Source organism: Nostoc sp. DedQUE02 (genome assembly GCF_034531035.1).
Lineage (GTDB): Bacteria > Cyanobacteriota > Cyanobacteriia > Cyanobacteriales > Nostocaceae > Nostoc.
Map to the genome: position 1 here is coordinate 82725 of NZ_JAVRBY020000010.1, position 22685 is coordinate 105409.

Sequence of the window (22685 nt, forward strand, 5' to 3'; positions counted from 1 at the left end):
CAATAGCTAGATTTATGCGGATTTAGCCATAAAACTTCTCTTAAACTAGATACAAGGCATCACACAAGGTAATTCACAGATGGTTGCAACTTCAAATTCTAGCTATATTTCCCCAGAAGACTATCTTAAAGGAGAAGAGACTAGTCCTATCAAGCATGAATTATAGATAGGGACAGGTTTATGCAATGGCAGGGGCAACTAATGCTCATGTGATTATTTCTCTTAATATTGCTTCAATACTGAGAAATCATTTACGCGGGAGTGGTTGTTAGGCTTATATCTCAGATACTAAAGCACATATTGAGTTAATTAACATCTATTACTACCCCGATGTGATCGTAAGTTGGCTTAATTGTAGAAGTGCTATCTCCGATAACAGAAGCCTTTGACCAAGGTGATAAATTTGCTCACTACCGACAGATGGAGTTACTTCAGGAATATGTACTTGTGAGTCAAACTTGATTCAATGTTGAGTGTTTCCGCCGTAACTCAGAGAGACAATGGGTACTTTATCCTTATGGACAAGATATCATTCATTTGGTTAGCGTAGATTTTCGGTGTGCTGTTGCAAATTTTTATGAGGATGTTACTTTTGAATCGCTGTAATTGGCTGGTTTCTAACTTGAAATTCAGAAACCAGAACCCTGAGGATTGAAAAATATGTTTTTATATCATGTCCGCCTAATTAGTTATAATTCCCGCATCTGTGCAAAAAGCGCAAAAGCCTCTTTCCCCCTGCTCCCAGCAAGAACTGCGGTCTAAATGAGAAGTCTTTAACCGGACACGATATTAGAGAGCAAAAGAAAAAGGCAAAAGAAGATTTTCTTTTGCCTTTTTAGTTATTACCTTTTAATAGAGACGTGAAATTTCTAGTCTCTATTCGTCATCGAAATCATCATCGTCGTCTTCCTCTTCTTCCTCGTAATCGTCGTCATCTGCTACTTCATCGGCGATTAACTCATCTTCCTCATCTAGAACTGACCTTTCTGCACGCCTGCTACCAAAGCCAGATTCCCCAAGAGTAGGAGAATCTAAATTATAGGCGCGAGCTGTACGGTCATCTAAGACCATATCCAGAGGATCATCAACTTCATCCAAGACACTACTGGTAATTTCAGCAGCATAATCTTCGATCGCACCTGGTTCATCATAGGTATTGTAGCCAGTACCAGCCGGAATCAATCGCCCGATAATCACGTTTTCCTTTAACCCGCGCAGCCAGTCAGATTTGCCTTCGATAGCTGCTTCGGTAAGTACCCGTGTTGTCTCTTGGAAGGATGCGGCGGAAATAAAGCTGTCGGTGTTCAACGATGCTTTGGTGATACCCAACAATACTGGGGTATACTGTGCCCTAGCACCGCCTGTAATTGCCATAGCTTCGTTTACCTGCTCAACTTGGCGCAGTTCCACCAATTCGCCGGGAAGCATTGTGGTGTCACCACCATCATCAATTCTGACTTTGTTGGTCATTTGGCGAACAATGACTTCAATGTGCTTATCGGAAATATCAATCCCTTGAGACTGGTACACCATTTGCACTTCATTCACCAAGAAGGTTTGTACCTTCTGCAAGGCAAGGCTAGCACAAGCATAGATTCCGTCTTCAGAACCCAGGCTAAAGAAGATTTCCAAAATTTCGTGGGGGTTGGATGGACCATCACTCAACGGTTGTCCTGCCAATACCATTGAGCCATCTGGCACAATCAAATTTTGTCCAGGGCCCAGAGGATAATCTGTCACCACGCCATTTGATTCTACGACCTTGATCGCGATCGCTTCATCACCATTATCAGCATAAACTACCTTAACTTCACCCGCTCGCCGACATAAAATGCAGGCTTCTTTCGGTTTACGAGCTTCAAGGAGTTCCTCAATCCGGGGCAAACCTTGAATGATATCTCCGGTTTTGGCGCGTTCAAACACCAGCAACACCAAGTTATCACCCCGTTGTACCAAATCGCCATCTTCTATCTGCAACACAGCGCCAGGACTGACTCGATAAGGACGACCGATGCGGGTAGTAATAACGAAGTTTTTATTACTCAGAGCTGATTCCCCACCAGATGCAGTAGCAGCACTCTTAATATCCACGACTTGCCCTGATTCTGGGGCAAAAACTCCAGAAGCAACTTCTGTACCTTCTACTAGCAAGTCACCCACTTTCACCTTGGGTTGAGTACTAGTATTAATGGTGAGCCTGTCAACGTCGCGCAACACTAGACAGCGACGCACGTTTTCAGTTCCTTTTTGAACACCCCGCACTTCCCCACCTTCTTTACATAAGATTTGGGTACGTGCGACTACAGAACCTGGGGCGATGGTTAGCCCATCGTGTACCTCAAGTGTAGTTTGGGTACTACCTTGGGTGGCATCGGCGGTAATGTCTCGACGAATTACCAAGGATTCCAAAATTACCAGTTGTAAACGTTGAACTTCTGGGTCTTCGGTATCTTCGACTAATTCAATATCTGCTGCCAGGGGTGAAGCATTATGGTCTTGTTCCCCTTCTTGCTCAATTTCCAGCACTAGCTGGGTTCGTAGCAGTTCCACACCTTCAACAGATTTGACACGTTCTGAATCTTTGTAAGGTAGTCTCTGCACAGCCCGTAACTGAATCGATCGCCCAGTTTGCTGACTTACCGATGTCGTTGATGGCACATCTGGATTATCCGGTACGGCAAACTCAACTACTGGACGACTCAACAGAGCGGGGCCTTCTGGTGTCTCCACATATTGGATATAACGCAATTCCGTGGCGACGTTGCCTTGGAATTCCTCACCTGGTTGGATAAAGGTGTTATCTCGCCCGATAACTGATTCTGGATCGTCCACCATCAGCAGTTCCCCTGGCTTCACCACCACTTCCCGCAGGATGTCGTTTTTCTGGGTAACTTCGATCACACCACTGTTTTGGCAGAAGATATCCTTCACAACTTCGGTGCCAGCTTCTACAAACTGACCATCTTCCACCAACAGCAAGGAGATATCTTTGTTAACTTCGTGGCTTTCTTCAGGAATCCACAAAAGTGTACCACCCTGCACGACTTCATAACCCAGCTTGGCTTTGCCTTTTTTCTGGACTTCTACACCCGCGAATTTCAGGAATCCACCAGTGGTTGTGCGATAGCGGTCATCGATTAACTCAGCTACTACTTGACCATTTTGCACTTTTGTGCCTGGTGTAGCTCGGAGGTTAAATACTTGGTTGTTGCCAGTGGAAACTAAGTAATTATTGCGACCTTGGGAACTTTGGACTGTCACCGTTGCCTGGTCTAGCACCACAGAAGCGGTGATAATTTCAATTTCCCTGGTACTCTTACCTGGGGTAGCTTCGGGTAAACGCACCACACCACCGTGCAAACTGGTTAACTTGGTTTCTGCTAAAACTCCATTGGAAGCGATCGCATCACCATTTTTCACCACCAATTCTGCACCAGGCGGCAAGTTATAAACTTCCCCAGACAAAATCCAAATCAAACCACCGCGTGCGGCTGTGGTTGTGGTATTGCCTTGACGGTCGGTTTTTTGTTCTGGAACTACTTCGGCAAATTGTACTTCCCCTGCCAAGTCAGAGGCGACATCTTTAACTGCTTTTTCTGTATTAGTCCGAGTTGTCCGTCCACCGAGGGCAACCTCTGCTAACAACTGACCTTGTTTTACCTTATTTCCGTCAAATACATATAGTGTTGAACCTTGAGTCAGATGAACCTCTTGGTTCTCTGGGGTAACATCACCTTCTTTTTTTGGTTCCAGAAGCATGATGCCATTAGCTTCAACATAGAGGGCATCTTCCCCGTGGCGGGTACGATATGTTCTAGTCTTCAGTTTGCGGGGAAGTTTGACAGTTCCATCAATTTTAGAACGAACTTGTTGCGCCACTTCCCCAGTAAACACACCACCTGTATGGAATGTCCGCATGGTTAGCTGAGTACCAGGTTCGCCGATACTTTGGGCGGCAATAATCCCCACAGCTTCGCCCAAATCCACCATCTTGGCGTGGGCCAAACTCCAACCATAACAGTGTTGACAGACGGAACGTGCGGCTTCACAAGTTAGTGGCGATCGCACCACAACTTCTCCCACCCCAGATTTTTCAATTTCCTTCGCCAAATCCTCAGAAATTGGGGTATTACGTGCTGCAATCACTTCTTTTGTTACCGGATGCACCACATCTTCGCCAATTACCCGCCCCATCAAGCGGGTTGCCAGAGGAATCAAGGTTTTGGCCCCTTCTGTCATTGGTTGAATTGCCAGACCTCTAGTGGTGCCGCAGTCAAATTCCCGAATAATTACATCCTGGGATACATCCACCAACCGACGAGTGAGATAACCAGAGTCAGCCGTCCGCAAGGCAGTATCCACCAATCCTTTTCTGGCACCGTAAGACGAAATAATATATTCCGTCACAGTTAATCCTTCACGGAAATTGGTTTTAATGGGCAAATCGATAATTTCCCCTTGAGGATCTGCCATCAGTCCTCGCATCCCCACCAATTGCCGCACTTGAGAGATATTACCCCGTGCCCCGGAGAATGCCATCATGTATACGGAGTTCAAGGGATTAGTCTTCTTGAAGTGAACGACTACTTCATCTTTCAAAGCTTCACTGGTACCGTTCCAAGTATCAATTACCTTTTGGAAGCGTTCTACTTCAGTGATTTCTCCCCGTTGATAACGGGTTTCAGTAGCGCGAATTTCTTCTTCGGCTGCTTCTAAGAGCAATCGCTTAGTTGGTGGTATCATCAAGTCATCTACACTGATGGAAACCCCTGCTTTGGTAGCGTAGCGAAATCCCAAATCTTTCAATTTGTCCGCCATCACTGCGGTTCGCGCTGTACCATAATGCGTAAAGGCCCAAGAAATTAATTTTTGCAGTTGACTTTTGTTAACTACGCGATTGCGAAAAATCATTTTTTCGTTAGTCATTAATCATTAGTCCTGAGTCATCAATAATTAATAATTTGTAGTTCGTAATTCGTAATTCGTAATTAATTCTTCAATTACGAATTACGAATTAAAAATTACGAATTAACTTGCTAGTGCTTCCTGAATGGCATTGTTGTAAATAACGCGGCCAGGAGTTGTGTATATATACTGTGAAAGTACATTGCCTTTAGCGTCTTGTCTGACTCGACGGAACTTATAGAGTAATGTGCGAGTACCATCCTCGTTTTCCGTCACTTTCACGGGTTCTGTATCCGGTTGGTCTGATTCTATTTCACCGTCAAACCTTACGTAAATATAGGTGTGCAAGTCAATTTGATCTTGCTGGAAAGCCATAATTACGTCCTCCAGCGAAGAATAGTAATTTCCTGCCCCTTTTGTTGCACCAGGATTTTCTGCTGTTAAATAATAGGCTCCCAACACCATATCTTGGCTAGGCGTGATGATCGGTTTACCCGTAGCTGGTGACAAAATATTGTTAGAAGCCAACATCAACAACCGCGCTTCAGCTTGACTTTCTAACGATAGAGGGACGTGTACCGCCATTTGGTCGCCGTCAAAGTCGGCGTTAAAGGCTGGACACACCAGAGGATGCAGTTGAATCGCTCTACCTTCTACTAAAATTGGTTCAAAAGACTGAATACCCAAGCGGTGCAATGTTGGTGCCCGGTTTAGCATTACAGGGTGTCCTTCAATCACCTCTTCCAGCACATCCCAAACACTGGGATCGTTGCGGGATATCAGCTTTTTCGCAGCTTTGATGTTATTTACCATACCGCTACGAATCAGGCGGTTAATCACAAATGGTTGAAATAGCTCAATTGCCATTTCTCTAGGCAAACCGCACTGGTGAATTTTCAGCTTTGGCCCGACCACAATTACAGAACGTCCAGAGTAGTCAACCCGTTTACCTAACAAGTTTTGTCGGAAACGTCCTTGCTTACCCTCAATAATGTCGGACAAAGATTTCAGGGGTCGGTTATTTGCTCCGACTACAGTGCGTCCCCGACGACCATTGTCAATCAAAGCATCCACTGCTTCTTGCAGCATCCGCTTTTCGTTCCGCACAATAATCTCTGGTGCCAAAATTTCTTGCAAACGTGCCAAACGATTGTTGCGGTTAATTACCCGTCGATACAAATCATTCAAATCACTGGTAGCAAACCGTCCGCCATCTAGCTGCACCATTGGGCGCAAGTCGGGGGGAATCACGGGAATAACTGCCATTACCATCCACTCTGGTTTGGAACCAGTGGCGATAAAGTTGTCAATTACCCGCAGTCGCTTAATTAACTTGGCTCTCTTTTGTCCCTTAGCGTTGCCAATTTCTTCGCGTAGGCTTTCGGCTTCTTGTTCCAAATTGATATCGGCAAGCAAACGCAACAACGCTTCAGCCCCAATACCTACTTCTACGCCTTGCAGTACAGAGTCTTCGCTATAAATTTGGTCTTCTATTTCCAACCACTGGTCTTCACTCAATAACTGTTTGTAAGTTAAAGTTTCGGCATTACCTGCACTTAGGACAACATAAGAGTTGAAATAGACAATCTGCTCGACATCCCGCAATGGCATATCCAACAGGATGGAAATATAGCTAGGAATACCTTTGAGATACCAAACGTGAGCTACTGGTGCGGCGAGTTTAATATAGCCCATACGGTGGCGACGCACCCGTGACTCGGTGACTTCTACCCCACAGCGCTCACAGACAATACCTCTATGACGAACTCTTTTATACTTGCCACAATGGCATTCCCAATCTTTCGCGGGGCCAAAGATGCGTTCACAAAACAAGCCATCCATTTCTGGCTTGAGAGTTCGGTAGTTAATCGTCTCTGGCTTGGTAACTTCACCGACTACTTGACCATTAGGCAATGTTCTTTCGCCCCACTGCCGAATGCGCTCAGGGGAAGCCAAGCCGATTTTTACGTAGTCAAACTGATTAGTTTGGGCTGGTCTCATACTTAAGTACTGAGTTTCGAGTTATGAGTTTTGAGTATATTTAGTTTTAAGGTTTGAATTAAGAGATATCCAAGTGCTAAATGCCAATTACTGAGTTTCTTAATACTCAGCACTCAGCACTCAGCACTCAGCACTCCTTATTCGTCGTCTTCTAGCGATTCGCGAGAAAGAGATTCATAAGTTGGTCGAGGAGGGGTGCGACGGGCTGATTGGTCTGCCATCAAATCGACTTCCACATCTAGAGAACTGCCGTCTGCTTGGGTTTCTACCTTATGTACGGCAATGTCTAATCCCAATGATTGCAACTCACGCATTAGCACCTTAAAAGACTCTGGGGTTCCGGGTCGAGGAATTGCCTTACCTTTAACGATCGCATTTAACGCTTCATTCCGTCCTTGCATATCGTCAGATTTAACTGTGAGCAATTCCTGTAAGGTGTAAGCAGCACCAAAGGCTTCCAATGCCCACACTTCCATTTCCCCAAACCTCTGACCACCTTGTTGTGCTTTACCACCCAAGGGTTGCTGAGTCACCAGTGAGTATGGCCCTGTAGAACGGGCGTGGATCTTATCATCCACCAAATGCACTAGCTTCAGCATGTAAGCCACACCGATGGTAATTGCTCGGTCAAAAGGTTCGCCTGTACGACCGTCATACACCATGATTTTGCCTGGGTTATCTGGGTTATATACCCAGTCTTTCCCTGTTTCGTCTCGTGCTTCTTGCAATTTGCCATGCACGATTCGGCGAGATGACTCTTCCCCGTACATTTCATCAAAGGGAGTAATCTTAAATCGTACTCCCAAGGTCTGACCAGCCCAACCCAAGAGGCACTCAAATACTTGTCCGACGTTCATCCGACTGGGTACGCCCAAGGGGTTAAGTACAATGTCCACTGGTGAACCATCGGGCAAATAAGGCATATCTTCTGCCGGTAATATCCGAGAAATAATTCCTTTATTACCGTGTCGTCCTGCCATTTTGTCGCCAACTTGGATTTTGCGTTTTTGGGCAACGTACACCCGGACTACCATATTGGCTCCTGGTGGCAGTTCATCGCCTTGTTCGCGAGTAAACAAGCGCACATCAACTACGCGACCTTTTTCACCGTTTGGTACTCGCAAGGAATTGTCTCGCACATCCCGTGCTTTTTCACCAAAAATCGCCCGCAAGAGTTTTTCTTCTGGCGGTTGGTCAGATTCACCTTTTGGTGTTACCTTACCAACCAAGATATCACCAGCTTCTACCCATGCCCCAATCCGAATGATTCCTTGTTCATCCAACTGGCGCAAGGCATCTTCCCCGACGTTGGGAATTTCTCTGGTAATTTCTTCTGGCCCCAGTTTGGTTTGTCTAGCTTCAATTTCATATTTTTCAATGTGAATTGAGGTGTAGACATCATCCTGCACCAGTCTTTCAGAGATTAAAATTGCATCTTCGTAGTTGTAGCCTTCCCAAGGCATGTAGGCAACGACGATATTTTGTCCTAGCGCCAATTCACCGCCTTCGGTGGAGGAGCCATCAGCTAGCACCTGACCAGCAACAACCCGTTCTCCAATGCGGACGAGAGGTTTCTGATTTAAACAGGTGTCTTGGTTTGAGCGTTGGTACTTGGAAAGGGTGTATCTAATTTCGGAGGTGTTAGCTTTAGGACGGACGCGAATTTCTGTAGCATCTACATAAGTGACATCGCCATCAGTACGCGATACAATCACCATCCCAGAGTCTCTTGCTCCTTGGGCTTCCAAACCAGTACCCACCAAAGGACGTTCTGGCTTGAGCAGGGGTACTGCTTGCCGTTGCATGTTCGACCCCATCAGCGCTCGGTTAGCGTCATCATGCTCCAAAAAGGGAATCATACTGGTTGCTACCGATACAATTTGTACGGGAGATACTGCTACGTAGTCCACCTGTTCTGGTGTTGTGGTGGAAAATTCTTGGCGATAACGTACTGGTACTAGTGGCCCAATAATGTGTCCAGTCTCATCTACAGGAATGTCTCCTGGAGCAACCCGCAGATCGTCTTCTTCATCGGCTGTCATGTAGGCTGGAGGCAGATCAAATCTGACTCGCCCATTTTCTACAGGTCTAAATGGTGTTTCGAGGAAGCCGTAAAGGTTAACCCGCGCATGGGTTGCCAAGGAGCCAATCAATCCGGCGTTGGGGCCTTCTGGTGTCTCAATGGGGCAAATGCGTCCATAGTGACTAGGGTGAATATCTCGCACGGCAAAACCAGCGCGTTCGCGCGTTAAACCACCAGGGCCAAGGGCACTTAGACGGCGTTTGTGGGTCAGTTCTGCTAGAGGATTGGTTTGATCCATGAACTGACTTAATTGGCTAGAACCAAAGAATTCTTTAATTGCTGCTACCAGTGGTTTGGGGTTTACCAAGGAAGCGGGAGTTAGCACTTCCGCATCAGATACGGTCATCCGTTCCCGAATAATTCTCTCTAAGCGGTTTAAGCCCACCCGCACTTGGTTTTGCAGCAATTCACCGACGCTTCTCACCCGACGGTTGCCTAAGTGGTCAATGTCATCGATATTACCGATGTCATATTCTAGGTTGATCAGGTAATCTACGGCTGCCAAAATATCGCCAGCAGTCAACACACGCATTGTGTCGGGGACAGAAAGGCGCAATTTCTTGTTGAGTTTGTACCGTCCGACGCGACCAAGGTCATAACGTTTCGGGTCAAAGAAACGAGAATCCAAAAGTTGTTGTCCACCTAATACTGTAGGTGGTTCACCAGGACGGAGTTTGCGATATAACTCCATCAGGGCTTCTTCTTCAGAGAATTGCCCTTCTTTTTCGATGGTTTTTTGGAAATATTCGGGGTGGCGTAAGGCGTCAAAGATTTCGTTGTCTGATAGCCCTAAAGCTTTTAGAAGTACCTGCGCTGAGAGTTTGCGGGTTTTGTCAATGCGTACCCACACCAAATCGTTACGGTCTGTTTCAAATTTCAGCCATGCTCCCCGGTTAGGAATTAAGCTAGCTGAATAAGTACGTCGCCCGTTTTTGTCGATTTCTGATTTGTAATAAACGCCTGGCGATCGCACGATTTGGTTGACAATTACCCGCTCGGCTCCGTTAATAATAAACGTGCCGCGATCGGTCATCAAAGGCAAGTCACCAATGAATACCTCTTGCTCTTTGATTTCCCCGGTTTCCTTATTAATCAACCGTGTGGGAACATACATTTGGACGGCATAAGTACTATCCCGCCGTTTGGCTTCTTCGACGCTGTACTTTGGCTCCTTGAGTTTGTAGTTATGACCCAAAAAGTGCAGTTCTAATTTGCCCGTATAATCTGTAATAGGACTAAAGGAGTTAAGTTCTTCTATCAACCCTTCTTCCAAAAACCAGCGAAAGCTTGATCGCTGAATTTCAATCAAGTCGGGCAACAGAAAGGCGGGTTCCATATATGTGTCTTTGGTCATGCCTCTACCTTTGTCAACCTGGTTAAATTTTTACTTAGACACTGCTATTTAACGCTTCCCACTGCAAGCCAGTGTCCGTAACTGTTTGGGAACTTCTTCTTACACACCTGTAAATAGCAGGTGTGGGCAAACGCAGCGATGAAAGCTGGAATGAGCAATTTGGACAAGGGGGTAATCGCCCAAAATCGGGGATTCAGACGCCAAAAACCCACTATAGTCTTGATTTAAGAAGAATATACAGTTGAGATATTCCTGAGTTTTATCTACTTTCTTCATTTCCCCTCCAAAAAGCGCGTTAATTTGCCTGACGCAGCTCTAGACGGTGTGTCTTAATCCACCCGGCTATTTATACTCTCAGTGATATTCTAGATATCCTAAGACTGAGGGAATGATCCGCACCTTGTCGGCTTTGAATCAGAATCACTTCATTTTGCTGGATTGTACTCACAAGGCAATTTTGTTTAACGATTTTGAATAGGTACGATACACGCCAAGCCGATGTTGTGCAATCTAGCTCAACTTGAGTTGGCACAGTTAGTCATGTGTGGAGAGCATCCGCTTGTAGAGATTTGAAGGATGGCCAAGCCGATAACGGTACGAAAAATTAGGCTCAGAAATTTTAGGTTCCTTCCTTTATCATTATGGCGCAAGCAAAATGTTTTTGAGGGAATAATATTAGCATATTTTCCCTCCTTAGAGTTTTATTTTTTTTTAACACAACCGAACAAGAGAATTATTACACACTTTATATTGACAGACCAAATAATTCACAGGCATTCTGGGTGGTTTGATGGGCGATCGCCTCTACCGTTTCTTGACGCAGTTTAGCTACTTGCTCGGCTACATATTGTACGTAGGCTGGCTCGTTGCGCCTCTGGCCTCGTTTCGGAACTGGGGCGAGAAATGGGCAGTCTGTTTCAATCAGTAGGCGATCGCTACTTACCATCGCCGCCGAGGATTGGATCGCTTTGGCGTTTTTGAAAGTTACTGTCCCGCTAAAGCTGATGTAGAACCCTAAATCGAGAAACCATTGGGTTTCTTCTGGGGTTCCTCCCCAGCAATGCATCACACCCCGCACTTTTTCTCCTTTGAGTTCCCGCCATTTTTGCAACACTTCTCTGGTTGCCACAGCAGCATCACGGCAGTGGATAATCACTGGTAAGTTGAGTTCAGATGCGATCGCTAACTGCGACTCGAACACCATATACTGTTGTTCGTAGTTATCAGCTTTGTAAAAATCCAGTCCCATTTCCCCAATTGCTACCACATTCGAGTCAGAACTCGCTAAAGTTTTGATTTTCTCGCCTGTCTCGCTATTCCATTTTTCAGCATCTAAAGGATGTAATCCTACAGCAAAGCTGATTTCGGGAAATTCTTGGGCTATGGATTGAATACTGGAAAATTCCTCCGGGTGAACACAGGAGTGTACTAGACGCACTACACCTGCTTCTTGCCACCGCGATCGCACTGTTGCTAAATCCGGCTGAAAACTATCAAAGTTGAGATGTACATGCGTGTCTATCAGTTGCATTTTTTGTCCTACCCTGTGGAAAGCCCTTCGGGTTTAGCAGTCGCTCATGGGGGAAACTCCCATCGCCCTTGGCGTCTCCCCTTGGGAGAAGACCGCGCTGCTTCACCGCTAGCGCGTCTATGTTGTTTGTCCTTCGTCATTTGTCGGTTTTGTTACCAATAACTAATGACTAAGGACAAATGACTACTCAGCAGTTTGGGCGACAGGTTTTAGTCGGTTAGCCAATCTTGACTTTTTTCTTGCTCCATTATTAGGGTGAAGAACACCCCGTTTAATCGCTTTATCGATTTTGCTGTAAGCCTCAGATAACCTAGCCTGTGCTTCTTGTTTTAATTCTGGGGTAGGATTAGCTGTATAGGCAGCTACAGCATTAACGTATTTCTTCATCAGCGTCTTGACTGCTGATTTGTAAGCTTTATTACGCAGTCGGTTACGTTCTGCGATTTCGGCACGCTTGAGAGCAGACTTTGTATTCGCCACAGTCAATTCCAAAAATACTATTAATTATGTACACACACTACTAGACTTACTAATATAGCATCCAAATTGCCAATGTTATAATTTCCTAAAAAAATTCTGGGATTGGGTATTGAGGAATAATCAATAGTTCTTGTTCTGTCTCCCTGACTGCGGTATTCGGTATTTCGTCAATTTAGGAAATGCGTTAAAATAAGGTAGATAAAAACTGTCACCCTAACTCACCACCATCTGATTCAGCAATGTAATTGCCAAATAAATATCATTTGTCCGTAAAGCAGATGTATTATTAGAGGCAAGAACTGTAAAGAGCTAAATTTCAGGTGTTTCCAACAAGTATAAAACCGATATGTCGTGTCTGTACAGAGATTCAAGAAGTAGCGAAAGTTAGAAAAACAAGTAAAAATTGTACTCAGATCCTACCCCCGATAAATCCGGGGGATTGAGTGTGTAAACACACAACCTGCACCCCGCAAGGAGTGAGAGGAAGGGCATAAGGGTAGCGGGAAATGGCACGCCTACTTCCTGCCGCTAGCATAACAAGGCTTGTGGGATTGAGCAATTAAGTTGCCTTCTCAAGCGAACTATATGGTGGTAGCCTTGAGAGTATCAAAAAAATTCAGGTTAAGCTAGAGAAGAGAATTAGAGTCAGCTTGCACACCCCAGTGGGTCAAGAGCAATACTAAATCTCAGGTGGCAATATTATAATTTTGGCATTGTCCTTACTCCATGCTGCGAATCATTACTCAGCAGGCAGACGTCAGAGCAGAACTACAACGGATCTGCGATCGCACCCATGACGAACAAGTGCTTAACAAAGAAGCAACGGTGCGGGAAGTTTTGCAAGCAGTGAAGCGCCAAGGCGACAAAGCTGTATTGCATTACACAGCCGAATTTGACAAACTTTCCCTCAAAGCAGAAGAACTTCGAGTTACAGGTTCGGAACTAGATGCAGCCTATCAACAGGTGTCAAAGGAGTTTTTGGGCGCAATTCGGCTAGCTTGCCGCCAAATTGAAGCTTTTCATCGTCAGCGAGTACCGAAAAGCTGGGTACACTTTGGCGACGATGAAGTAGTGCTGGGCAAACGCTACACCCCCGTAGACCGAGCGGGGTTGTATGTGCCAGGTGGCCGTGCCGCCTATCCCAGTACAGTGCTGATGAATGCAATTCCGGCTCATGTTGCTGCTGTACCCCACGTGGTGATGGTAACACCACCAGGCCCAGGGGGTGCTATTAACCCAGCAGTCTTGGTAGCTGCCCAAGAAGCAGGGGTGCAAGAAATTTATCGCATTGGGGGCGCACAAGCGATCGCCGCTTTAGCTTATGGTACAGAAACGATTCCGAAAGTGAATGTGATTACTGGGCCTGGTAACATTTATGTCACCCTAGCGAAAAAACTTGTCTATGGCACCGTCGGTATTGATTCTTTGGCAGGCCCCAGCGAAGTGCTGGTGATTGCCGATGAAACCGCAAATCCGGTGCATGTAGCTGCTGACTTGCTGGCCCAAGCCGAACACGATCCAATGGCGGCAGCGATTTTGCTGACGACAGATGCTGCTTTGGCGAAAAACGTGCAATTAGCCTTGGAAAGACAGCTAGTGGATCACCCACGGCGAATAGACACCGAAAAAGCGATCGCTCACTACGGCTTGATTATCGTTGTGGAATCGCTCCAAGCAGCAGCAGAACTCTCAAATGAATTTGCCCCTGAACACCTGGAATTAGAAGTTAAAGACCCTTGGGCACTCCTACCACAGATTCGCCACGCTGGGGCAATCTTTTTGGGTTACTCAACACCAGAAGCCGTAGGAGACTATTTGGCAGGGCCTAACCATACCTTGCCAACTTCTGGTGCTGCCCGCTATGCTTCGGCATTAGGGGTTGAAACTTTCCTCAAACATTCCAGTATTATTCAATACTCCCAAACCGCACTGCAAAATGTGGCTGGTGCTATTGATGTGCTAGCAACAGCAGAAGGTTTACCTTCTCACGCTGATTCGGTACGACGCCGAATTCAGCAAGAAGAGTGATTTGCAATGCTTAATTTTTTCTTATAACTAAAAGTTTGGATAGTGATACCTACGTTAAGCTACGCTAACGCACGCCATTTGCTATCCTCATCTTCAGCTCAATTTTAAATGTCCACAAGTCGGGCATTGCCGACAGTAGTTTATGAGAGAGGGTTTTCCTCTCTCATAAACTCGTGAAAAGCTTCTTCAGACCAGTTGCGACAATGCACTAGCATGAAACTGACTTTTAACATAGCCTCAAACATCTTAAGCTAATTGGCAAATAAAAAATTGGTTCAATGTCGCTACCGACAAATTTTGCTAGATACTTATGTAAGGGGTCTACTCTTTAGGAGGCGAGAGCAGTGCTAAATAGTGTTTTGGTAGCTCTGGACGGTTCAGAAATTTCACAACGAGTAATTCAGGCTTTAGATAATTTAGCGTTATCAAAAGATTCCAAGGTTATTCTTTGTCATGTGTTCCCCACGCCAGAGTCAGAGATGGAACTACCTGCGGATCGCCCTCAGTCAGAGTCACCAAAATTTTCTTATTTTCAGGTTGAAAAGCAGTTGCAATCTTATCAGGAAAAATTATCAATTGCAAGTGAGTTAGAACTTGTAACTGGCGATCCCGCCGAAGAAATTATTCGGCTTGCCAATATTTATAAAACTGACTTGATTATAATTGGTAGTCGCGGGTTGATGGGGATGAAGCGAATTGTTCAGGGTTCTGTTAGCAGTCAAGTTGTAGAAGAGGCTAATTGTTCAGTGTTAGTCGTAAAACCAAAGTAAAAATTTGCAAGGGGAAGCAATGACTATAACCACCCCAAAGCTAACTTTTGAGAAATACCTGAAATCTAATGATGGCATTAATATTCGCTATGAATTGGTTAATGTAGAACTAATTCTCATGAGTTTAGGAAGTGGACAACATAGCGCGCGAAGAGAATTTCTCAATGTTTGTTTTCGAGCAAAAATGTAGTTGCAACACTAAACTAAGAGAGAGATTTATTTGACAATTATACAATTTTGGATTTGAGATTTTGCAGAAAGTTGGATTGTCAAAGAGTTAGCGATCGCTTTGACAATCCAACTGTGGCAATCATTGTTCAAATTGGCAGTTAGTTGACTTAGTTTGTATAAAATTAAGAGGATAAATTTGGCTTAGGTTTCTTATGAGTTCCCGCCGCATTCTTCAAGTTGGTGAATCTTATACTTTCAGCCGATATTTTGAATTGCCTTTCACAATTGATGATATTTTAGCCGAATTAAATTGCACTATTGAAAGAAAAAATCTGACATTACCTGAATCATCAGAAATTTTAGACATCCAATTTTTACAGCAGCAACTTCGGCGTAATTTCTCTCATATTGATTTAGTTAATGAAACTACTAGACGCGAAGCTTTAATTGGTCCAATTTTGTTTGAAGTATGCCATTTAACTAATCAGAGACTCAATATAGAATATTCTATTGCAGTCAACGACTATTTGAAAGGGACTCTCGACTACTATATTGCAGCACCTCAAAATTTATTAGTTATTGAAGCCAAACAATCAGATTTAGTTAGAGGATTTACTCAACTCGCTATTGAATTAATAGCACTCGATCAATGGACTAAATCTACATCTGAACTTCTATATGGTGCAGTTACGACTGGTGAAGACTGGCGTTTTGGAGTTTACCATCGTGCGAATCGTCAAGTGACTCAAGACCAGAAACGCTATCAAGTTCCAGAAGATTTATCTACCCTGGTAAAAATTATTGTAGGTATTATTTCTGATTCATAATCTCCTTGACAATTGCATTTCGCAAGACTGGGGACTAGGTACGCAAAGAATAACCAATGCCCTAATCCCCAATTCCTTCACATCCAGTCAATTCAACGTCCTTGAGTTGCCAGAAACTGACGCAAGCTCAACAAACTCAAAGTTTGGCCCAAATTCAAGGGCAAAAGTGAAACTCCTTCCAAGCGAGACTGTACCCAACCTTCTCCCCAGTACCATTCATGGAAGCCATCAATACCTCCACTGAGTACCAAACGCAGGCAGTTAGATTTGACAACGTTTACTTGATGATGAATCGCAACTGGCCCTGTCCAGGTTGTAAACTGGAATCCGGGAAGTAGTTCTTCTGGCATTCCTGGCGCAAAACGTTGCCCTAAGAGCCATTTTTCTAGTTGCACCGGATGCAGCAGACTGTTACGAATTGCATCTGTTGATGCTTCGATTTCGATCCGTAGTTGGCTTTGTTGAAAATTACCCAGCATTTTTTTTGGACTACCTAAAGATGAGACATCACTATTTCTAATATTGCAAATACAATCACTGATTATTGTGGCGTCACTTTTCTCGCAGCAGAGAACTTAGAATAGAAAAAGTGAACTTGTTAAGAAATGTAAGGTTATTCATGGCGGATCAGTTAATTCGTGCAACAGCAGCCGAAGGTGGAATTCGTGCCGTAGGTGCGATCACCACACGTTTAACAGAAGAAGTACGGCAGCGCCACAAGCTTTCTTATGTGGCAACGGCAGCACTAGGCCGGACTATGACGGCGGGCTTGTTAATGGCTTCTAGTATGAAGCGAGCTGGATCGAGGGTGAATGTCCGCGTTAAGGGCGATGGGCCTTTGGGTGGCATATTGGTAGATGCAGGCTTAGATGGTACGGTACGGGGATATGTTGGGAATCCATCTGTAGAATTGCCTCCCAATGCCAAAGGTAAGTTAGATGTTGGTGGTGCTGTGGGTGGCGGCTACCTCTACGTTGTACGAGATATTGGTTATGGTTATCCTTACTCTAGTACCGTAGAACTAGTTTCTGGCGAAATTGGCGATGATGTAGCTCATTATTTGGTGAATTCCGAGCAAACACCTTCGGCTTTAGTTTTAGGTGTGTTTGTGGGAGCAGGGGGAGTAACTGCTGCGGGAGGACTACTGGTACAAGTATTGCCCAAAGCCGCCAGAGACGAAGCCTTAGTAGAAACGTTGGAATCACGAGTAGCTGGTCTAGCAGGATTTACGCCATTATTGCAAGCTGGGAAGACGTTACCTGAAATCTTTGGCGACCTGTTGGGAGATATGGGGTTGGAAATCTTTTCCGAACGGCAAATGCTGCGCTTCCACTGTGGTTGCTCTTTTGATCGCGTTTTAGGGGCACTGAAGATTTTGGGAGAAGCTGAACTCCAAGATATGATTGTTAAAGATGATGGTGCTGAAGCAACCTGCGACTTTTGCGGCAACGTCTACCAGGCAAGTAGCGATCAGTTAGCTCAATTAATTGCCGATTTGCAAGCTGAATCTGCTATTTCAGGATAAAGTATAAAATAGCACTGATTTTTGATATGAATAATGGTACTCTGTGGAGAGAGATAATCAAAAAAGTAGCTTTTTAATCATGAGAAAGTTACTATGTCAACAATGGAATTATCGACCTAAAACAGAGCGCTATTCAATTATTTTGGTGTGAGAGATGACAGAGCGGGATATTCCAGACAGTTGGTCTTCAGCCAGTGGAAGAGAGCCAGATCAAAACAAAAGATTATCCCGAATAGAACAATTCGGTGAAACTCAGCCATTTGATGTCCCAGCTACTGGTTCTACCTCCAAGTCAGTGAAGCGGCGAAAAAAAAACCATAAAAAAGGATTACCTATAAATAGTAATTCAGAAGAAACTGCCCAACTTAGTAGTACTAGGAAATGGCCACGTTGGATGAAAAGCTGGGTGTGGTGGCCAGTACTACTAATGTTGATTCCCGGCAGTGTAGGATTCTTGGCAATGGCAATGCTGTTCAAGTTACCAGCTGCTCCTAATTGCCCCTCGATTTTCTGGCCGTTAGCTAGTGCTTCCGTGCGGCTACACTGCGCTCAGTTGGCGGCTTCTAAGCAGACAGTGAACGATCTATTGCAAGCGATCGCTTTGGTGAAGCAACTACCACAAAATCACCCGTTGCATGGAGAAATTAATCGTTTTATCGAAGAATGGTCGCGAGATATTTTAAAGCTAGCTGATGAAAGTTTCCAAACTGGAAATTTAGAAGAAGCGATCGCTACTGCTCGTAAAATACCCGAAGATGTGGCAGCTTATAAGTTAGTCGATCAACAAGTTGACAAATGGCAGTCAATTTGGTCAAAGGCAGAAGCCACATACAACGGTGCGATCGCTGAAGTAAAAGAACGGCGTTGGCAATCGGCGTTCATGTTATCCGCAAAAATGTTGCGCGTAGACAATCAATACTGGGCAGGTACTAAATACGACCAATTGAATAGTCTAATTGCCACAGCACGGGAAGATGGCGATAAGTTAGGAAAAGCCGAAAGTTTAGCAAACAGCAAAGTAGTCGATAATTTATTAGAAGCGATCAAGATAGCCGAGTCTATTGGGCAGGAAAGTTACCTTTACCAAAAAGCTCAGGAAGCGATTCCGGCATTTGGACGCAAAATGCTGGAATTGGCACGGGCAAAACTAGACAACCGGGATGCAGATGAAGCGCTGAATATTGCTAGGCAAATACCAGAAAGTACGAAACTACAAGGCGAAACCGATGACTTTATCGCCATAGCCGACGCGAAAAGGAGTGCTTGGATAGGTAATGTTTCTGGGTTAGAGGCAGCGATCGCCCAAGCACAACAAATTGATCCTTCTAGACCAGTGTATAACGAAGCACAGCAACTGATTGCTCGTTGGCAGTTGGAAATTGAAGATGTTGCAAATCTGGAAAAAGCGAGAACATTGGCAAGTCAGGGAACAGTCCCTAATTTAACAGCAGCGATCGCTCAAGTACAGCTTATCCCTGCTAGTAATCCCAGGGGCACAGAAGCTAGGCAAGAGATTGATCGCTGGAGTGCCCAAGTCGAGACAATTGAAGACCAGCCTTACTTAGACCGTGCCGAACAGATAGCAATATTCGACGATATTAACTCCTTGCAAGCTGCGATCGCTCAGGCCAGCGAAATTCGTCGAGGTCGTGCATTGTATCCAGAAGCACGGAAAAAAATTCGTACTTGGGTAGCAAAGATTCAGCGAATTCAAGACCAACCCTACTTGGATCAAGCACAAGAACTGGCTCAGAGTGGAAATCTCACCGCCGCCATTAATGCAGCTCAACAAATTGCCTCGTCAGGAAGGGCACTCTCACAAGAAGCACAAGCTGCAATCAATGATTGGGAAGGACAAATCCGCACTAGAGAAAACTGGAAAAAAGCCCAGGAAGTGGGGGCAGCTGGTACGCCAGAAGCTTTGATTGAAGCAATACGGCTAGCAGACCGGGTTTCAAACAATAGCATCTTGCGTATGGATGCAAATCAGGCTATTGACCAATGGAGTCAGCAATTGTTAGAAATTGCACGTACTCAAGGTCAATCTGATATTGCTAGAGGCATTGACATTGCCAAGTCGATTCCACGCGGTAGTGCTGCTTACAGTGCAGCGCAAGAGCAAATTAAGGCTTGGCAAGATTTTCTCAATCCTCAGCCGGAACCTCAGCTTCAGCCTGAATCTCAACCATTTCCTCCATCAACTACTACTGGGCAATAATATCCTGATTAACGATTTAGTTAAAACCTTTTGATTCAGCATTTTTAAAGAGCATATCAGGGATGCGGGGTGTAGGCAATACGATTCGATTGGGTTTTATGAGCGGTGATTTTGGATGTGTAGAGACGCAAAATTTTGCGTCTCTACATCGGTAGCGAAATACATTAAAAATCTTTCTTATCCGAACCGTATTGGATATAGCCCGTTGTAAATATCGCTCATTCATCACCCAATACGCTTGGGTTAAGCAAATTTATCTGTTAAGGCAGGCTGTTCTTGAGCAGGGGAGGCTTCGGGAGCAGGGGGAGAGAAAAAAGCTTAACTGAACTGTATTGATTCATCACCAATATTACAAATACTTCTGCAACAATAACCCTAACTTTTCCTTTGTTGCTGCTGGTGCTTTATCCAACTGAGTCAAAATCGCATATTGCAACGCCGAATGCGCCTCACTGGTTGGCGGATTTTCACTCAAGCGCCGCACAGTTTCTTGAATCACCTTTTGAGCATTCACAGCATTCCGCAGCAAATTGCCAATCACCAGTTCCACTGTCACACTGTCATGGTCTGGATGCCAACAATCATAATCTGTTACCAGCGCTAAAGTTGCATAAGCAATTTCGGCTTCCCTTGCTAACTTCGCCTCTGGTAAATTCGTCATCCCAATAATTGTTGCATCCCAACTGCGGTAAAGATGCGATTCTGCCTTAGTGGAAAAAGCTGGCCCTTCCATGCATACATAAGTACCGCCGCGATGGAGAGTCACTTCTGGTAAATTGAGAGATGCGATCGCATCTGCCAATACAGCAGCCAAGTTCTTACAAATCGGATCGGCAAAGGCAATGTGAGCCACAATTCCCTCACCAAAAAACGTTGAAATCCGATTTTTGGTTCTGTCAATAAACTGATCTGGCACCACCATATCCAGTGGTTTTGCCTCTTCCTTCAAGGAACCCACAGCACTAGCTGAAATTAAATACTTCACACCCAATTGCTTCATCGCATAGATATTAGCGCGAAACGGTAACTCAGAGGGTAAAAGCGTGTGATTGCGACCATGACGCGCCAGAAAAGCTACCCGTGTACCATCCAAAGTCCCCAGAATCAAAGCATCAGATGGTGAACCAAAAGGAGTCTCAACTCGCACCTCTTCGATATCTTTGAGGGCATCCATTTTGTAAAGACCGCTACCACCAATAATCCCAATACTAGCTTGAGCCATGATTCTATACCTGTTCTTTGCTAATCTGCTCAGTTATTTTATCGAAAAGGAGAGTAGCAGAAAACAAAGCGATTTCTACGATGAGATACGCGTAGGCGTAGCCCGTCGTAGACATCGCATTTCATGCCGCTAACACTATTGAATTATCACCCATTCATTATTTATTCAGGTACAGATAGCAGCGATCGCCCAGTTATTCGAGCATTAATTAATAATTTTTAGCAATCAAATTTCCGATAATTTTTGCAGATTAAATGCCTATGATTAACCCTTAAGTCAATTGTCACTATAGTGTACAATCGATGTTTCATGTATACAAATGTTAAGTATACGCACTCTTACGCAGGAAAACAAAGCAAGCGTTATACTTTTGGAAAAAGGCTTGTTTTAACCTCTGCTTTTAACATTTTTATAAATCAATGACCCTCAATTTTCGCTTTGCGGTAGTCAGCGACTTACACCTGGCACTTCCTCACACAATCTGGGATCATCCTAGCCGATTTCATCTGGTAGAAGTAAGTATCTCAGCATTTAAAAGTGTACTAGAACATTTAACACAACTCGATTTAGATTTCTTGTTGTTGCCAGGAGATTTAACCCAGCACGGCGAACCAGAAAACCATGCTTGGTTACAACAATGTTTAGCCCAGCTACCTTTTCCCGTCTATGTTGTTCCTGGTAATCATGACGTTCCTGTGCTGTTGGGCGATCGGCAATCGATTGCTTTTGCAGATTTTCCCTACTATTACACGAAGTTTGGCTACGAAGATCCGCAGCAGATTTACTACATTCGTCAATTACTGCCTGGAGTTAAGCTGATTGGACTAAATTCTAACTCTTTTAATGACCAGGGAGAGCAAGTGGGGTGTTTGGATGCCAAACAGCTACGGTGGTTAGAAGAGGTGCTGGCGGCATCTGTTGATGACTTAGTTTTGGTGATGGTGCATCATAATGTAGTGGAGCATTTGCCCAATCAATCGAACCATCCACTGGCAAATCGTTATATGTTGTCCAATTCAGCAGAACTATTGCAGCTGCTGAGGCGCTACGGAGTCAAGTTAGTATTTACCGGGCATTTGCACGTTCAGGATATTGCTTACTCCGATGGGGTATATGATATTACCACTGGTTCTTTAGTTAGCTATCCTCACCCTTATCGAGTACTAGAGTTTCATCGGGATAACCAAGGTAAAGAATCGTTGCAAATTTTATCCCATCGCGTAGAGTCAGTGCCTGAGTTCCCCGACTTGCAACAGTTATCAAGGCAGTGGATGGGCGATCGCTCTTTCCCTTTCCTAATCAAACTATTAACTCACTCTCCATTAAACTTACCGTTATCACAGGCAAAAAAATTAGCTCCTGGTTTGCGCGATTTCTGGGCAACTATTGCCGATGGGGATGCAGTGTTAGATTACCCTCATTTCCCCCCAGAAGTGCGGCGCTATATTCAGACATATAGTGCATCACAGCATAACCCAAATATCACTACTGCTGGAAATTTGACAATGATTGATAATAACAGCACACTCTTGCTGAATAAGAGTTAGAAGATGATTCAACACTCAGCACT

Annotated in this window: 14 protein-coding genes and 1 pseudogene; 8 read left to right on the plus strand and 7 right to left on the minus strand. The window is 44.7% G+C overall.

Annotation, left to right across the window (positions count from 1 at the left end; all coding sequences use genetic code 11):
- The first annotated feature begins 79 nt into the window (after nt 1–79).
- Nucleotides 80–606, plus strand: a pseudogene (locus RMX98_RS11625) (Uma2 family endonuclease).
- 270 nt (nt 607–876) lie between these two features.
- On the opposite strand, the gene RMX98_RS11630 reads toward RMX98_RS11625, so the two are convergent.
- The 5 genes from RMX98_RS11630 to rpsT all read right to left on the minus strand — a co-directional run bounded on the left by RMX98_RS11630 (nt 877) and on the right by rpsT (nt 12354).
- Nucleotides 877–4926 carry a DNA-directed RNA polymerase subunit beta'' gene (locus RMX98_RS11630; protein WP_322679038.1) on the minus strand — a complete coding sequence of 1350 codons (4050 nt, stop codon included), beginning with the start codon at nt 4924–4926 and terminating at the stop codon, nt 877–879.
- A 102-nt stretch (nt 4927–5028) separates the two neighbouring features.
- A complete protein-coding gene (locus RMX98_RS11635; protein ID WP_322679039.1) occupies nt 5029–6906 on the minus strand; it encodes a DNA-directed RNA polymerase subunit gamma in 1878 nt (625 codons plus the stop codon).
- 137 nt (nt 6907–7043) lie between these two features.
- Nucleotides 7044–10343 (minus strand): DNA-directed RNA polymerase subunit beta, encoded by a 3300-nt coding sequence (gene rpoB, locus RMX98_RS11640; RefSeq protein WP_322679040.1) that lies wholly within the window; start codon nt 10341–10343, stop codon nt 7044–7046.
- A 745-nt stretch (nt 10344–11088) separates the two neighbouring features.
- A complete protein-coding gene (locus tag RMX98_RS11645) occupies nt 11089–11874 on the minus strand; it encodes a TatD family hydrolase (RefSeq protein WP_322679041.1) in 786 nt (261 codons plus the stop codon).
- Nucleotides 11875–12057: 183 nt separating this feature from the next.
- Nucleotides 12058–12354, minus strand: a complete 297-nt coding sequence (gene rpsT / locus RMX98_RS11650; RefSeq protein ID WP_322679042.1) for a 30S ribosomal protein S20 — start codon at nt 12352–12354, stop codon at nt 12058–12060.
- A gap of 726 nt (nt 12355–13080) precedes the next feature.
- On the opposite strand from rpsT, the gene hisD reads away from it, so the two are divergent.
- The 4 genes from hisD (at nt 13081) to RMX98_RS11670 (ending at nt 16150) form a co-directional block, all read left to right on the plus strand.
- Complete coding sequence (hisD, locus tag RMX98_RS11655) at nt 13081–14382, plus strand: histidinol dehydrogenase (RefSeq protein WP_322679043.1); 1302 nt, start codon at nt 13081–13083, stop codon at nt 14380–14382.
- A 344-nt stretch (nt 14383–14726) separates the two neighbouring features.
- Nucleotides 14727–15152: a universal stress protein gene (locus tag RMX98_RS11660; RefSeq protein ID WP_322679044.1), complete on the plus strand. Its 426-nt coding sequence runs from the start codon at nt 14727–14729 to the stop codon at nt 15150–15152.
- A 19-nt stretch (nt 15153–15171) separates the two neighbouring features.
- On the plus strand, nt 15172–15342 hold the full coding sequence (locus RMX98_RS11665) for a hypothetical protein (RefSeq protein ID WP_322679045.1): 171 nt from the start codon (nt 15172–15174) through the stop codon (nt 15340–15342).
- A 193-nt stretch (nt 15343–15535) separates the two neighbouring features.
- Nucleotides 15536–16150, plus strand: coding sequence for a hypothetical protein (locus RMX98_RS11670; protein WP_322679046.1), 615 nt, complete (start codon nt 15536–15538; stop codon nt 16148–16150).
- 92 nt (nt 16151–16242) lie between these two features.
- Here RMX98_RS11670 and RMX98_RS11675 read toward each other — a convergent pair whose 3' ends face one another.
- The gene (locus RMX98_RS11675; RefSeq protein WP_322679047.1) at nt 16243–16629 is read right to left on the minus strand and encodes a hypothetical protein; all 387 of its coding nucleotides are present in this window, start codon (nt 16627–16629) and stop codon (nt 16243–16245) included.
- Nucleotides 16630–16769: 140 nt separating this feature from the next.
- Between RMX98_RS11675 and hslO the strand changes: the two genes are divergently transcribed.
- Together hslO and RMX98_RS11685 are read left to right on the plus strand one after the other, a co-directional pair.
- Nucleotides 16770–17675, plus strand: coding sequence for an Hsp33 family molecular chaperone HslO (hslO, locus tag RMX98_RS11680; protein ID WP_322679048.1), 906 nt, complete (start codon nt 16770–16772; stop codon nt 17673–17675).
- 154 nt (nt 17676–17829) lie between these two features.
- On the plus strand, nt 17830–19893 hold the full coding sequence (locus tag RMX98_RS11685) for a chromosome segregation ATPase (RefSeq protein WP_322679049.1): 2064 nt from the start codon (nt 17830–17832) through the stop codon (nt 19891–19893).
- A 349-nt stretch (nt 19894–20242) separates the two neighbouring features.
- On the opposite strand, the gene RMX98_RS11690 is transcribed toward RMX98_RS11685, so the two are convergent.
- Nucleotides 20243–21115, minus strand: coding sequence for an S-methyl-5'-thioadenosine phosphorylase (locus RMX98_RS11690; protein WP_322679050.1), 873 nt, complete (start codon nt 21113–21115; stop codon nt 20243–20245).
- A gap of 419 nt (nt 21116–21534) precedes the next feature.
- On the opposite strand from RMX98_RS11690, the gene RMX98_RS11695 reads away from it, so the two are divergent.
- The gene (locus RMX98_RS11695; RefSeq protein ID WP_322679051.1) at nt 21535–22662 is read left to right on the plus strand and encodes a metallophosphoesterase family protein; all 1128 of its coding nucleotides are present in this window, start codon (nt 21535–21537) and stop codon (nt 22660–22662) included.
- The last annotated feature ends 23 nt before the right edge of the window (nt 22663–22685 follow it).